A 15198-nucleotide genomic window follows, 5' to 3' on the forward strand; every position below is an offset into this window, starting at 1 on the left:
TCCTAAATTTCTGTTATCCTCTATAGAGCAAGTTTATGGGTCCTTCTCCAAATCCCCATTTGTTCTGCCTCTTTTATCAATTCCTCGCGGAAATCGGGATGGGCCACTGAAATCAGGGCTTCGGCACGTTCCCAGGTAGTCTTTCCCTTCAGATTTACAATACCAAACTCAGTGACGATATAGTTCACCATGGCACGATGTGTCGTCACAATAGCGCCCGGAGTTAATATGGGTTTAATGCGTGAACACAGTTCGCCATCCTTTTTCTGATAAGTGGACTCCAAACAAATAAAGGATTTACCACCTTGGGAATGATAGGCTCCTAAAGTAAAGTCGACTTGGCCTCCGGTTCCACTAATATTCCGGGTGCCAGAAGATTCTGAACATACTTGGCCAAATAAATCGAGCTCTACACAATTATTGATAGCGATAAAATTATCATGTTGTGAAATTACGAAAGGATTGTTAACATAGTCTACCGGATAGATGGCACAACTCGGGTTATTATGAAGGAAATCGTAGGTTTTCTGAGTTCCCATGGAAAATGTATACACTGTTTTAAAAGTATCGAAGCGTTTGCGAGCACCGGTTACACGTCCTGCTTCCACCATGTCGACGATGGATTCAGTCATCATCTCAGTGTGAACTCCCAGGTCCTTAAGGTCAGATTGGGCGATAATCTTACCCATTGCATTCGGCATTCCGCCAATTCCAAGTTGAATGCAGCTTCCATCCACAAGTTCAGGCATAATAAACCCAGCAATTTTATTATCGTTCTCCGTGGGTGGCACCGATCGCACCTGGGGCATCGCCCATTCTGTTTCAACAAGGGCATCCACCTCGGAAATATGAATAACTTCTTCTCTTCCACCCAGACAGCGCGGAATCATCGGATTAACTTCAAGAATAATTTTTTTAGCCTTTTCACAGATTGCTTTCGTATGCGAGACTTGGGGTCCAAAGTTAAAATAACCCTTTTCATCCATAGGGGTAACCGGCAGCATCGCTACATCCACATCGAGAAAGTTTCGATAATAGCTTGGTAGCTCATTATAAAGCATGGGAATATACCAACAAGCTCCTTGATCATGAAGTTTTCGATCAAGACCACTAAAATGCCAATTATTATAGATGAAATGCTTTGCCTCCGGGTCTGCCTTGACAATCTCAGGCATTCTTGTTGCTGTTGTTGCACGAATTTTGACATCCATAAGCTCATCCTTACGAGCTGCTAAGGCTTTGTCTAAAGCGATTGGCTGTCCTGTAAATGATCCATACTCAACCCAGTCTCCTGACTTGACCATGCTTACGGCCTTTTCAGGTGTAGTTAGCTTCTTTTGATACTCTGCATAAACGTCCAAATCTAACCCCTCCAACTTTTTTATTTAGCCTGTGATTTTTTACATCTGACATCGACAAATAGACTGCCTAGGTACTTTGCCTTTGCACTTTAGAAATTAATTGGTATTTTTTGCAGTATTAGCCTGAAGGTTTATGGGTTTCTCCGTTATCCATGGCTTTGTTAAGGGGAATATGGTTTTGCCATAGGCGGTATTTACAACGAGAGCTGATGAAAGATACATAGCCAGTATACCGGCGAAGAGAAGAGCATATCCAGCGATTGGTTTAAAGGAAGGGTCAAGAATTCCCAAGTCTAGAAAGGCTACTTGCACAACTGCTATATCGATTAGAATAACTGCCAGTGATAATATGCTTGTTGATTTAAAGTAAGCAGGAGTCCACATCACTAGGCAGAACGAAAGCACTAACCAAGCCCATCCATCGATGTGAGTATCTAGGGGTATCGACCATTGTTGGACCGCAGCAAAATACTTAACAAAAAACTCTAGCCCACCAACGAGCATAAAGAATGCCGAAAAGTATAAAAATACGTTTCCTCCAACGATCTGGCCTTCTTTCAACTCAATAACGCTAACGATGACTTGGACGACAAAGCCACCAATCAGCCAACATCCCATTAAAGGCATTGCTCCTAAAGTAACCTTCCCGCTTAATAAAGCGAAAAAAGTAAAACATGCAACACCTAGGGCTACAAGACCCGCAGGTGATGGGTTCGCCCATCCTCCTTGATTATTTGACATATGCTTTCCCCTCTCAATCATAACCTCAATTTAGAAGCTCAGTTTTAGAACTTCTTTATAATTCTTAATGAGATTGATACTATCCTGATTGAATTCAAGGTCAGTCTTTTGCAAAAAATCATGACGTCAGATGTAAAATCACAGGCTAAATTATATTTTTCTATCTTTTTATTTTTCTTTGGACAATAAATTTTCTGGCTAGCATAAAAAGGCGTGTTGTGTTAGGAAACTCTCCCGGCGAGAATCTCGGCAATATCCTGTACTTTAATTTGATCTTCTGCTTCACGAGTTGCTACTCCGTCATTGATCATGGTCAGACAGAAAGGACATGCTGTGCTCACTAAGTTTGAACCCGTCGCTATAGCCTCATCGGTCCGCATTACATTGATGCGTTCTCCCTCATGTTCTTCTAACCACATTCTTCCACCACCCGCTCCACAACAGAAGCTCTTTTCGTGGTGACGAGGCATTTCCAACATCGTAAACCCTGCTGCTTTAAGCAGGGCACGAGGCTCTTGATAGATTTCATGATAACGTCCCAGATAACAGGAATCATGGTAGGTGACTTTTTGCTCCGCTTCCATAGTAAATTGTAGTCGTCCAGCTTGCACAAGCTCATTCAAGTATTGAGTATGATGAATTACTTCGTATTGCCCCCCGAACTCAGGATAATCCTGCTTTAGGACATTGAAACAGTGTGGGCATTGGGAAACAATTTTCTTGACTCCATAACCATTCATGACTTCAATATTCTCTGTAGCTAGTGAGTAGAAAAGGTATTCGTTTCCTAAACGACGTGCGGAATCTCCACAGCATTTTTCCTCATTACCCAGGATTGCGAAATTGACATTGGCTTTTTGCAGGAGCTTAACAAACGCCGCTGCTACTTTTTGATTGCGGGCATCAAAGGCTCCTGAACAACCCGGCCAATAGAGTATTTCTGCCTCAGGATTCTCTTCTATAGTCTTGACATCGAGGCCGGTTAGGAAATCAGCTCGGTTGCTCCAGCCAATCCCCCAAGGGTTTCCGTTATTCTCCATATTCTTAAAGGCCAGCTGGGCTTCTGAGGGGAAACGACTTTCCATGAGCACTAGGTTACGACGCATATCAATGGTTTTATCCACATGCTCGATAAAGATGGGACATTGTTGTTCACAGGAGCGGCAGGTAGTACAAGACCAAAGATCATCCTCGGAGAGAACTTCTCCGATGAGCTGACGCAGTCCTAATTCCTCTTCACTGGGTGCTTCTGCAGCAACAGCAACCTCCTCAGCCGTCTCATGTCCTCCGGAAAGAGCAGGTGCATTTTTGTGTTCTTTTAAGGCCTTGCCCATTTCCCCCATATAGGCACCCATATCTTGGATTACTTGTTTGGGGTTAAGGTGCTTCCCACTTAAATAGGCCGGACAATTATCTTGGCATCTTCCGCAACGTAAACAAGCATCCGTGTTAAAAAGTGTCTTCCAGCTAAATTCGCTAAGCTTGCTTTTGCCAAAGGTTTCTAGACTTTCATCTTCAAAGTCGATTTTTTCCGGTATTCCAATAGGTCCATGCTTGCGTAGGAATTGATTGGCCGGTCCGAGTAAAATATGGGAAAGCTTTGAATATGGAAAATACCCAAAGAAAACCATGACCAAGATAAAATGAAACCACCATAGGAAACTATGAATTCCCTCTAAGGTTTCTACGCTGAAGTTTTGGAAAAGTGGTGCCATAGCATATCCTAGGAAGGCATACATTCCCCAAGGATCAGCGACAGCCGCCATACGCACAGCTTGGATCACAAAACCGGTAATCAAAATAGTTAAGATCAGGACTAAAACGACAGCGTCATCCATTTTATTATCAAGCCGATCCGGACGTTGCATATAACGTCGCCAAATAGCCATAAAGATACCCAAAATGGCCAGTAACCCGAAAATATTGGCGGTAATTTTGATAAAGATATATAGACCGCCGTTAAAAACATTGACGCCGAAGTCAGCCTGCAGGGCTACAATCGTTGTCGCAAACATCAAAAGAACAAAACCCCAGAAAATGAAAAGATGCATTACTCCCGGAAAACCATCTTTTATTATCCTTTTGTGGCCTATTCCATAGACAATGACATCACTTATTCTCTTCCCGAGATTTTGCCAACGGTTCTCTGATTGTCCTAGACGCCATAATTTAAAGCGCTGATAAAAACCATAACAGAAAAAACCGAGAGCTATGACCTAGATTCTACGTCAGTACTTCAAAAAGCATAATCAAAGCCTTGATAAATATGCGTTCCTTCGAAATTCAGCTTTCACCCATTGGGTGAAAGAAAAGTGCTCAAAAATATGTTAAATTATCAGCTTTTATGACTCGATATATGGTAAAATAATAGTAAGAAAAGTAGTAAAAAGGGGTTCTAATTATGATTAATAAAATTGATTTCAAAGCTAAGAATCTAACATCAAATGCAGGTCTTTTTCTGCTCCTTGAGAATGCAAAAAGCAATGGGATTTTTGATTTTATTGAAAATGACCTCGTATTTGATAATGACTCAACAAATAAAATCAAGATGAATCATATAAAGACCATGCTCTGCGGTCACTTCATTGGCATTGATAAGTTAGAACGTCTAAAGCTACTTCAAAATGATCCCCTCGTCAACGAGTTTGATATTTCCGTAAAAGAACCTGAAACAGTGTCACGGTTTCTAGGAAACTTCAACTTCAAGACAACCCAAATGTTTAGAGACATTAATTTTAAAGTCTTTAAAAAACTGCTCACTAAAAGTAAATTGACATCCATTACGATTGATATTGATAGTAGTGTAATTAACGTAGAAGGTCATCAAGAAGGTGCGTCAAAAGGATATAATCCTAAGAAACTGGGAAACCGATGCTACAATATCCAATTTGCATTTTGCGACGAATTAAAAGCATATGTTACCGGATTTGTAAGAAGTGGCAATACTTACACTGCAAACGGTGCTGCGGAAATGATCAAAGAAATTGTTGCTAACATCAAATCAGACGATTTAGAAATTTTATTTCGAATGGATAGTGGCTACTTTGATGAAAAAATTATCGAAACGATAGAATCTCTTGGATGCAAATATTTAATTAAAGCCAAAAGTTATTCTACACTCACCTCACAAGCAACGAATTCATCAATTGTATTCGTTAAAGGAGAAGAAGGTAGAGAAACTACAGAACTGTATACAAAATTAGTTAAATGGGAAAAAGACAGAAGATTTGTCGTATCTCGCGTACTGAAACCAGAAAAAGAAAGAGCACAATTATCACTTTTAGAAGGTTCCGAATACGACTACTTTTTCTTTGTAACAAATACTACCTTGCTTTCTGAAAAAGTAGTTATATACTATGAAAAGCGTGGTAATGCTGAAAACTATATCAAAGAAGCCAAATACGACATGGCGGTGGGTCATCTCTTGCTAAAGTCATTTTGGGCGAATGAAGCCGTGTTTCAAATGATGATGCTTTCATATAACCTATTTTTGTTGTTCAAGTTTGATTCCTTGGACTCTTCAGAATACAGACAGCAAATAAAGACCTTTCGTTTGAAGTATGTATTTCTTGCAGCAAAAATAATCAAAACCGCAAGATATGTAATCATGAAGTTGTCGGAAAACTATCCGTACAAGGGAGTGTATGAAAAATGTCTGGTATAATAAGAATATCATCAATAAAATTGAGTGTTGCTCTGTGGATAACTTGCAGAGTTTATTAAGTATCATTGCAGCAAAGATGAAATCAATGATTTATCAAAAATGATTGAAAGGTGGTTGTAAATAATGTTACAATGTGTGAGAAGCAGTCTAAATTCTTCGTGAAATAGTGATTTTTGAAGCTAATAAAAAACACACGTGGAATTTAGGTTTCTTTATAAACATAGGGGGAATTGCATGAAACGTTGCCTCATCTGCCTAGAAGAATTGGATCTGTTTCGGGGTCTGGAAAAAGAACAGATTACAAACTTGTGTCAATGTACAAATAAAAAACGGCTGTCCAAAGGACACTATCTTTTTTATCAAGGGGATATTACAAGTACTATATTTCTTGTGAAATCAGGAAAACTTAAACTTGTGCAAAGTGCTGAAGATGGACATGAAACAATTCTGGATATCTGTGGTCCCGGTGAGGTACTAGGTGAGTTGTCGCTATATCAAGAACAAAAGGAATGTTCTAGCGCGTTAGCCATGGAAGAGGCTTGCATCTGTTGCTTTAGTAAAATGCAATTTGAAATGTTAATTAAGAAAGATCCTTCTTTTGCCTTAAGGATAATTGATTACCTTGGGCAAAAGCGTTATGCCAATATGAATTCAGATAAGGAAACTAGACGAACTGTAAAAGAAAGATTATTAGGTCTATTTTATAACCTTGCCAACCAATATGGGAAAAAGCTGCCAAACGCGACAATGATCGATTTAATAATTACGCAGCAGGAATTAGCTGATATGATTGGTTCTTCACGGGTAATGGTCATTCAGGCCCTTAATGAGTTAAAAGAAGCCAAAATAGTCGACCGCACTAACAGATATTACATATTAAAAGATGACCCTTGTCTTAGTACGCACATATTTAAATAATAGGGTCAAGCAGCTACTTCTCTGATTTTTAGGTATGGAAATTCAATATGACTAACATGGGGTAAATCAGCCAATGATTTTCAATATTCCAGTAAAGCTCCCGAGTCGCCATATCCTTTACTCCCCTTCCCATATCTCTAATTCCATACCGATACTTTTAACTCCCAACCCTAAGCAATAACCCTCAATAAATCTTTTCATTTCTCTATATTCGCAATATTCTGATATCTAATGGTCTAGGGCACTGTCCTTCGACAGCACCCAAGCCATTATTTATTTACTCCCTGCTGATTAAGGTGAACTCCCGCTTACAAGGTGCTTATGAGGGTGAGTTCCGCTCTATGCAGGTCCTATTCGTTGACTAATTTTTTGAATTCTTCGGTAAGAAGTGGTACGACTTCAAACAAATCTCCGACAATCCCGTAGTCAGCAACATTGAAAATGGGGGCATCAGGATCTTTGTTAATCGCAATAATAACTTTGGATGCTCCCATGCCAGCGATATGCTGAATAGCTCCACTGATCCCGCAAGCAATATACAAGGTGGGGGCTACAATACTACCTGTCTGTCCGACTTGGAATTGATTGTCGATCCAACCTGAATCTACTGCTGCTCTAGAGGCTCCTACAGCTGCTCCCACAACATCAGCTAATGCCTCAAGGATGGTAAAATTTTCTTTGGCTTTCATCCCACGCCCACCCGAGATAACGATATCTGCTTCCGTAAGTGCCGGACGGCTGGTAATGATGAGGGCAACATCTTTCAAAATGACTTTCAGATCAGCTGGGTCAATGTCCACAGTTGCTTCAATAACTTCAGCTTGTCGTGACGAATCCGGTTCAGATGCAACAAAAGATTTAGCTCTCACCGTTGCAAGAAGTGGCGTACTTTCAATTTCTACGAGACTAAAAGCACTGCCGGTGTAGACTGGTCGCTTGAACAGAAGAAATTTATCTTGGTCCTGTTCAATATCGACAATGTCTGAGGCTAGACCAACTCCTAAGCGTTGAGCTAAGCGGGGGGCAAGGTCTTTAGCAAGAGCAGTATGCCCTAACAAAAAGGCTTTGGGCTCTTCCTTACGAAGCAACTTCGTGAGGGCAGAGGTGTAAGCACCTGTCGTATACTGAGCTAATTGGGGTGAGTCTAACAGGTAGACTTGATCCGCTCCATACTCAGCAACTTCCTTTGTCAGATTGGCGATATTTTCGCCTACGATGACCGCCACAAGAGGCTCACCTTTTTGATCAGCAATTTTACGTCCTTGACTCAATAGTTCAAAGGATATTTTGCGAATCTTTCCTGCGGCTTGTTCAACAAATATCCATATTCCCTTTGACATAGTACTCGCTCCTTTACTTTGTTCATCACTCGATTAGAGAACTTTTGCTTCTTCACGCAGCAAGCGTGCTAAGAGACTCGCCGCTTCAGCAGCTTCTCCAGGAAGCTTTTTGCCCCCTTGTCTTGGGATGGGTAAAGTAAATTTCAAGACTTTCGCCTGAGCTGTCAAATTGGAAGGATCAAGTCCCAAATCACTCAATTTGAGTACAGTTAATGGTTTCTTTTTCGCTTTCATAATTCCGGCGACCGATGGATAACGGACTTCATTAATTCCTTGAACTACCGTGATCACTGCTGGCAGTGTTACTTCAAGAGTTGCCAGTCCGCCGTCGATGACCCGCTTGGCCGTGGCAAGACTTTCCTCAATATCGAGTTTAGTGATACTGCTCAGAGAAGGCAGCTCCATTTTCTCCGCCATGCGCACTGCAACTTGGGCTGAGCCGTTATCTGTATCCATTACTCCGGCAAGGATGATATCGTAAGTTAAGGTTTTCACTGCTTGGGCAAGGATTGTGGCAGCCATGCCTTCATCTACCTCACCTAATGCAGGGTCATTAATATGAAGAGCTTTATCGGCACCCATGGCTAAGGCGCTGCGAATTGCCGCTGTAGCTTGATCTCCCCCCAAAGTAACAATGGTTACCTCGCCACCAAATTTTTCCTTGATACGCAACGCCTCTTCGATGGCGTATTCGTCCAAGGGGTTGATGACCAAAGTGACTCCGTTGGTGTCAATTTTCCCTTGATTATTTAAGACAATTTTTGCTTCAGTATCTACGGTTTGTTTCATTAATACCACAATGTTCATAAGGTACCCCCTTGTTGGATTTCCATGGTGTTACTTCATTCCACTGGCTTACCTGATACGTCTTTTCTATTCCTTTAAAATATGGCTGGCAATAACGATTCGTTGTACTTCGCTGGTTCCTTCATAAATCTCAGTAATCTTGGCATCTCTCATCATACGTTCTGCAGGATATTCGCGGGTATAGCCATAACCTCCGTGGAGTTGCACAGCTTGAGTGGTAACCCACATAGCTGTTTCTGAGGCGTGAAGTTTAGCCATAGCCGAAGCTTTAGAAACAGGCTTATGCTGAGTAGCAAGATAAGCTGACTGATAAACAAGAAGACGAGCTGCCTCGATTTGAGTTGCCATATCTGCTAATTTGAATTGGTTTGCTTGAAATTGAGCAATAGGTTGACCAAACTGAACTCTCTCTTTGGCATAATTTTTTGCCTGTTCGTAAGCACCTTGGGCGATACCTAAAGCTTGAGATGCAATACCAATTCGACCAAAGTCTAAGGTTATCATGGCAATCTTAAATCCTTGCCCTTCTTGACCTAAGAGATTTTCAGCAGGAATCCGAACATTGTCAAATACCAATTCGTAAGTAGCCGAAGAACGAATCCCCATCTTCTTTTCTTTCTTACCAAAGGTAAAACCGGGCATTCCCTTTTCTAAAATGAAAGCAGCAATTCCTTTGTTTCCTTTGCTTTTATCCATTTGAGCGGTGACCACGTAAGTATCTGCCTCATAAGCATTGGTAATAAATATCTTAGAACCATTGATAACATACTCATTGCCATCTTTCACGGCAGTAGTTCTAGTTCCTGAAGCATCGGAGCCGGCCATCGGCTCAGTTAAACCAAAAGCACCCAACTTTTCCCCACTGGCTAAAGGTACCAAATACTTTTGCTTTTGCTCTTCAGTACCAAAAAGATAAATAGGATTTGCGCAGAGACTGGAATGGGCAGAAACTGTAACCCCTACAGAAGCATCAACTCTTGATAATTCTTCAACGGCAATAGCATAGGATAGATAATCTGCTTCTACCCCACCGTATTTTTCCGGAAAGGTGATTCCTGCTAAACCTAACTCGGACAGTTTGTTCCATATCTCGCGTGGGAATTCTTCTTTCTCATCCCGTTCTTCTGCACCAGCGGCACACTCATTCTCAGCAAAATCACGCACCATTTTCCTCATCATTACATGGTCTTCACTTAATTCAAACATCATAGTTTTCGACCCCTCTCAAATCTTTCTTTATCTATCTCTAACCTTAATAGGTATAGAAACCTCTACCTGTTTTACGTCCTAACCAGCCAGCTTTAACATATTTTCTTAACAAAGGGCAAGGACGATATTTATCGCCGAGTCCCTCATGGAGAACGTCACATATAGCAAGTACTGTATCAAGGCCGATTAAATCCGCTAAGGCCAAGGGCCCCATGGGATGATTAGCTCCCAGCTTCATTACATTATCAATAGCTTCTGGCTTAGCTATGCCTTCATTCAAAGTCCAAATCGCTTCATTGATCATAGGAATCAAGATACGGTTAGCAACAAACCCAGGGGCATCATTAACTTCTACCGGAGTTTTACCCATAGCGATACTTAAGGTTTCAATTTGGGTATACACTTCATCACTGGTAGCCAAGCCGCGAATAATTTCTACCAGCTTCATGACTGGGACGGGATTCATAAAATGCATACCAATCACTCTGTCGGGTCTCTTGGTACAGGCTCCAACTTCAGTAATCGGTAATGAAGATGTGTTGGAGGCTAAGATAGTATGTTCGGGACAAACCTCATCCAACTTTTTGAAGATTTCTCCTTTGATAGCCATATTTTCTATGGCCGCCTCAATGACTAAATCAGCATTTTTAGCGTCTTCAAGGTTAGAACTTTTTTGGAACCTCTCCAAAATATTGGTTTTTTCTTCTGAGGTTAATTTACCCTTTTCTACATTTCGGGCTAGGGTTTTCTCGATGTTCTTAAGGCCACGTTCAACGAATTCCTCCTTAATATCATTGAGAATGACTGTGTACCCCGCTTGAGCTGCTACTTGGGCAATTCCGGATCCCATCTGACCCGCTCCAATAACCATAATAGTTTTCATAAAACTCTCCCCCTCTAACTTAAATCACATTTCTTATTGGTTTAGAAATTACATACTGTAGATATGTTTTATTTCATAGAACTACGAGATGCAAGGTCGCAAGAGATTTGGACCTAGAATTATAATCGAAATTTTATGAATTATTCAACTATCATAGTATTTATGCAAATACCATGCCAAAATCCCAAGCGCTTGGGAATATACCTCTACAAATCCTTATACTGTCACGAATATTCTGAATAGTCACAATTGCGGGGATATTATGTACTTGTGGGCATTAGGTTTTGTGTCTATATTTTGAGACAGTAAATTATTGAGGAAAATGCGTAGATGCTTAAGTCGTCCATTTTAGATTCATATGTCTCATTTAAAGACACTGTCTCAAAAAAACACAGCCTCTCTGAGCAGAGATACTGTGTTTTTGTAAAGCTATTTAATATTATATTTAGCAAGCTTTTTATAAAGAACTGAACGGTGAATTCCTAGCATTCGAGCAGCATGAACTCTATTACCTTGAACACTAATCAACGTCTTCTGGATGATCTCACGTTCTACTTCTTGTAAAGTATGTTCTAATGTATGTTCTGCTTTGAAGGAGTATGAATCCACGAAACCAGGCAAAGCAAGGTGCTTAGTCTGAATCAAGGGTTCATCACAGACGACTATCGCTCGTTCTAAGATGTTTTCCAGCTCTCGTATGTTGCCCGGCCAATCATAAGAACTCAAATGGGCAAGGCTCTCCGGGGTATAACCTTGGATATTCGTTCCCAGTCGTTTATTCACCTTTTCTATGAGACTTTCAGAAATTAACCCGATATCTTCTTTGCGCTCTCTTAAAGGCGGTAACTCAATAGATAATACATTAAGCCGATAATAGAGATCGAGTCGAAATTCGTGTTCCATCACCATTCTGTGAAGGTCTCTATTTGTGGCGGCAATAATCCGGACATCAACTTTGATTGGCTCAGTCCCACCTAAACGCTCTAATTCACGCTCTTGCAGCACCCGCAATAACTTAGCCTGCATGACTATGGACATATCACCGATCTCGTCGAGGAAAATCGTTCCTTTATCCGCAAGTTCAAATTTACCCGGCTTACCACCTTTACGCGCCCCGGTAAATGCACCCTCTTCATAGCCAAATAGCTCTGATTCAAGAAGATCTTCCGGCAGGGCTGCGCAATTGACTTTAACCTAAATTCCACGTGTGTTTTTTATTAGCTTCAAAAATCACTATTTCACGAAGAATTTAGACTGCTTCTCACACATTGTAACATTATTTACAACCACCTTTCAATCATTTTTGATAAATCATTGATTTCATCTTTGCTGCAATGATACTTAATAAACTCTGCAAGTTATCCACAGAGCAACACTCAATTTTATTGATGATATTCTTATTATACCAGACATTTTTCATACACTCCCTTGTACGGATAGTTTTCCGACAACTTCATGATTACATATCTTGCGGTTTTGATTATTTTTGCTGCAAGAAATACATACTTCAAACGAAAGGTCTTTATTTGCTGTCTGTATTCTGAAGAGTCCAAGGAATCAAACTTGAACAACAAAAATAGGTTATATGAAAGCATCATCATTTGAAACACGGCTTCATTCGCCCAAAATGACTTTAGCAAGAGATGACCCACCGCCATGTCGTATTTGGCTTCTTTGATATAGTTTTCAGCATTACCACGCTTTTCATAGTATATAACTACTTTTTCAGAAAGCAAGGTAGTATTTGTTACAAAGAAAAAGTAGTCGTATTCGGAACCTTCTAAAAGTGATAATTGTGCTCTTTCTTTTTCTGGTTTCAGTACGCGAGATACGACAAATCTTCTGTCTTTTTCCCATTTAACTAATTTTGTATACAGTTCTGTAGTTTCTCTACCTTCTTCTCCTTTAACGAATACAATTGATGAATTCGTTGCTTGTGAGGTGAGTGTAGAATAACTTTTGGCTTTAATTAAATATTTGCATCCAAGAGATTCTATCGTTTCGATAATTTTTCATCAAAGTAGCCACTATCCATTCGAAATAAAATTTCTAAATCGTCTGATTTGATGTTAGCAACAATTTCTTTGATCATTTCCGCAGCACCGTTTGCAGTGTAAGTATTGCCACTTCTTACAAATCCGGTAACATATGCTTTTAATTCGTCGCAAAATGCAAATTGGATATTGTAGCATCGGTTTCCCAGTTTCTTAGGATTATATCCTTTTGACGCACCTTCTTGATGACCTTCTACGTTAATTACACTACTATCAATATCAATCGTAATGGATGTCAATTTACTTTTAGTGAGCAGTTTTTTAAAGACTTTAAAATTAATGTCTCTAAACATTTGGGTTGTCTTGAAGTTGAAGTTTCCTAGAAACCGTGACACTGTTTCAGGTTCTTTTACGGAAATATCAAACTCGTTGACGAGGGGATCATTTTGAAGTAGCTTTAGACGTTCTAACTTATCAATGCCAATGAAGTGACCGCAGAGCATGGTCTTTATATGATTCATCTTGATTTTATTTGTTGAGTCATTATCAAATACGAGGTCATTTTCAATAAAATCAAAAATCCCATTGCTTTTTGCATTCTCAAGGAGCAGAAAAAGACCTGCATTTGATGTTAGATTCTTAGCTTTGAAATCAATTTTATTAATCATAATTAGAACCCCTTTTTACTACTTTTCTTACTATTATTTTACCATATATCGAGTCATAAAAGCTGATAATTTAACATATTTTTGAGCACTTTTCTTTCACCCAATGGGTGAAAGCTGAATTTCGAAGGAACGCATATTTATCAAGGCTTTGATTATGCTTTTTGAAGTACTGACGTAGAATCTAGGTTTAATATAAGGTCCATTGCTGCGACTACTCGATTTATGGATGGCGTGGGAAAAGACTTCTTTCCCTGTACCACTTTCACCAAGGATAAGGATTGTCGAGGTTGTTTGCGATGCTCGCTTAGCTAAGGATTTTGCCTTTTTCATGGTTTGGCTCTCACCAATTATGTCATCAAAAGCGAATTTAGATGAATGAAGCTTACCGAATTCTTCTTTGTAGTAGGCTAAATTTTCTTCGAGTCTCATGACTTTCTTAGCAAATGTTTTGGCTATCTCCATATTCTTAAATAAGGTCTTTGCCAGTGCACCAACAACTTTACCCTCACGTTCAATCGGAACACTCATAATAATAAAATCGCGATTGTTAATATGCCAGGTTTCCGCAAATTGAGCCTTGCCTGATTTTAGAATTTGTGGAAGATTGGAATTCCGACTTATATCTTGTATCTTTTTACCAATGACATCCTTTGCCTCAAGCTCCATAACATCTAAGAAGAATTGATTCATTAGAATGACCGTTTCCTGATCATCAATAACGACCATTCCTTCATAGGAATTTTCAACCACAGCTTCTAAGGTTGCCATAAGCTTTTCATTGGAGCTTAAACGATGCGTCACCTCTTCCAGTTCGGTAATATCTTTGAATACTGCCACTGCTCCGAGTACTTTCTCCCCGAGGATGATAGGTGAAAAATCAACATTCGTATTCAGTACTCCAAAAGTCATTCGGACACCTCGAAGCTCTCGGCCCGATACCAGTGCTTTATAGGTTAAAGAATCAGGAAAAAAATCTTGGATGGGCTTACCAAGGACTTCTTCAGCATGGAAACTCAAGGTCTTCTCCGCTGATGGATTGTAAAATATTATTCGTCCATTAGCGTCAATAGCCACTACGGCGTTATGAACAGAGTGAATGATTTGGTTAATATAATAGTCGAGGTCTTTTAATAGTTCGAGCATGATATGTAAGTTGTCCTGTAGTTTTAACTCCCCTAAAAATTGTCCATTTTGGCGAACCACATAGGCAGCCGGCCATTCTTTACTTATGACATGACCAAGATTAAAGAGAAGACCATTTTCTTCAAAGAGCAACCACTCTGTTTGTCTAATCAGTGAGTCGACGGAAGCGGCAGGGTCATAAATACCCTTGGCGAAGGAATTAAGAATGTCAGCAGCTTCAATAACTCCTTGCAGGTATCCTTCTTCGTTGACAACTGCAATACGAGTAAGACCTTCGTCTAAAATAAGCGAAAGTGCTTCATTCAGTAGAGTTCCTTCTTGAAGATAGTCGGGCGAAAGGATTAATTTTTGATTTTCTAATAAAGAAAGTCCACTTGAAACAAAGCCTTTCATCACATTGCACCTCACAATTTGCTACATTTAATTACGAATAGCAGTTGTCCTATATTCATTATTGTTTAAATTTTCTG

11 protein-coding genes and 2 pseudogenes are annotated in these 15198 nt (G+C 40.0%); 2 read left to right on the top strand and 11 right to left on the bottom strand.

The features are described from left to right. Nucleotides 1-20: 20 nt before the first annotated feature. From DESDI_RS09550 to DESDI_RS09560, 3 genes are all read right to left on the bottom strand, one after another. Complete coding sequence (locus DESDI_RS09550) at nt 21-1361, bottom strand: acetyl-CoA hydrolase/transferase family protein (RefSeq protein WP_015262408.1); 1341 nt, start codon at nt 1359-1361, stop codon at nt 21-23. Between the two features lie 96 nt (nt 1362-1457). Beyond that, a complete protein-coding gene (locus DESDI_RS09555) occupies nt 1458-2102 on the bottom strand; it encodes an acetate uptake transporter family protein (RefSeq protein WP_015262409.1) in 645 nt (214 codons plus the stop codon). Nucleotides 2103-2323: 221 nt separating this feature from the next. Continuing rightward, entirely contained in the window at nt 2324-4153 is a 1830-nt protein-coding gene (locus tag DESDI_RS09560) for a heterodisulfide reductase-related iron-sulfur binding cluster (RefSeq protein ID WP_242825383.1), read from the bottom strand. Nucleotides 4154-4503: 350 nt separating this feature from the next. Here DESDI_RS09560 and DESDI_RS09565 point away from each other — a divergent pair, with 350 nt between their 5' ends. Then, on the top strand, nt 4504-5766 hold the full coding sequence (locus DESDI_RS09565; protein WP_000608644.1) for an IS1380-like element ISEcp1 family transposase: 1263 nt from the start codon (nt 4504-4506) through the stop codon (nt 5764-5766). A 234-nt stretch (nt 5767-6000) separates the two neighbouring features. Beyond that, nucleotides 6001-6684, top strand: coding sequence for a Crp/Fnr family transcriptional regulator (locus DESDI_RS09570; RefSeq protein WP_015262316.1), 684 nt, complete (start codon nt 6001-6003; stop codon nt 6682-6684). Nucleotides 6685-7034: 350 nt separating this feature from the next. Here DESDI_RS09570 and DESDI_RS09575 read toward each other — a convergent pair whose 3' ends face one another. From DESDI_RS09575 to DESDI_RS09605, 8 genes and pseudogenes are all read right to left on the bottom strand, one after another. Then, nucleotides 7035-8024: an electron transfer flavoprotein subunit alpha/FixB family protein gene (locus DESDI_RS09575; RefSeq protein ID WP_015262410.1), complete on the bottom strand. Its 990-nt coding sequence runs from the start codon at nt 8022-8024 to the stop codon at nt 7035-7037. A 33-nt stretch (nt 8025-8057) separates the two neighbouring features. Continuing rightward, a complete protein-coding gene (locus DESDI_RS09580) occupies nt 8058-8831 on the bottom strand; it encodes an electron transfer flavoprotein subunit beta/FixA family protein (RefSeq protein WP_015262411.1) in 774 nt (257 codons plus the stop codon). A 66-nt stretch (nt 8832-8897) separates the two neighbouring features. After that, on the bottom strand, nt 8898-10040 hold the full coding sequence (locus DESDI_RS09585) for an acyl-CoA dehydrogenase (protein WP_015262412.1): 1143 nt from the start codon (nt 10038-10040) through the stop codon (nt 8898-8900). 43 nt (nt 10041-10083) lie between these two features. Further along, complete coding sequence (locus DESDI_RS09590) at nt 10084-10923, bottom strand: 3-hydroxybutyryl-CoA dehydrogenase (RefSeq protein WP_015262413.1); 840 nt, start codon at nt 10921-10923, stop codon at nt 10084-10086. Between the two features lie 429 nt (nt 10924-11352). Beyond that, the gene (locus DESDI_RS18560; protein ID WP_486599226.1) at nt 11353-11532 is read right to left on the bottom strand and encodes a helix-turn-helix domain-containing protein; all 180 of its coding nucleotides are present in this window, start codon (nt 11530-11532) and stop codon (nt 11353-11355) included. 24 nt (nt 11533-11556) lie between these two features. Next, nucleotides 11557-12105 (bottom strand): annotated as a pseudogene (locus DESDI_RS18565) (sigma 54-interacting transcriptional regulator); the annotation flags it as partial. Between the two features lie 218 nt (nt 12106-12323). Beyond that, nucleotides 12324-13585: pseudogene (locus DESDI_RS09600) on the bottom strand (IS1380-like element ISEcp1 family transposase). Nucleotides 13586-13681: 96 nt separating this feature from the next. After that, entirely contained in the window at nt 13682-15121 is a 1440-nt protein-coding gene (locus tag DESDI_RS09605; RefSeq protein ID WP_083879865.1) for a PAS domain-containing protein, read from the bottom strand. Nucleotides 15122-15198: the final 77 nt, after the last annotated feature.

Origin of the sequence: Desulfitobacterium dichloroeliminans LMG P-21439, assembly GCF_000243135.2 — a bacterium.
Lineage (GTDB): Bacteria > Bacillota > Desulfitobacteriia > Desulfitobacteriales > Desulfitobacteriaceae > Desulfitobacterium > Desulfitobacterium dichloroeliminans.

Bases quoted from the DNA above. Each gene is read 5' to 3' on its own strand.
- DESDI_RS09555 (WP_015262409.1), bottom strand. From the start codon at position 2,102: ATGTCAAATAATCAAGGAGGATGGGCGAACCCATCACCTGCGGGTCTT.
- DESDI_RS09560 (WP_242825383.1), bottom strand. From the start codon at position 4,153: ATGCATCTTTTCATTTTCTGGGGTTTTGTTCTTTTGATGTTTGCGACA.
- DESDI_RS09565 (WP_000608644.1), top strand. From the start codon at position 4,504: ATGATTAATAAAATTGATTTCAAAGCTAAGAATCTAACATCAAATGCA.
- DESDI_RS09570 (WP_015262316.1), top strand. From the start codon at position 6,001: ATGAAACGTTGCCTCATCTGCCTAGAAGAATTGGATCTGTTTCGGGGT.
- DESDI_RS09575 (WP_015262410.1), bottom strand. From the start codon at position 8,024: ATGTCAAAGGGAATATGGATATTTGTTGAACAAGCCGCAGGAAAGATT.
- DESDI_RS09580 (WP_015262411.1), bottom strand. From the start codon at position 8,831: ATGAACATTGTGGTATTAATGAAACAAACCGTAGATACTGAAGCAAAA.
- DESDI_RS09585 (WP_015262412.1), bottom strand. From the start codon at position 10,040: ATGATGTTTGAATTAAGTGAAGACCATGTAATGATGAGGAAAATGGTG.
- DESDI_RS09590 (WP_015262413.1), bottom strand. From the start codon at position 10,923: ATGAAAACTATTATGGTTATTGGAGCGGGTCAGATGGGATCCGGAATT.
- DESDI_RS09605 (WP_083879865.1), bottom strand. From the start codon at position 15,121: ATGAAAGGCTTTGTTTCAAGTGGACTTTCTTTATTAGAAAATCAAAAA.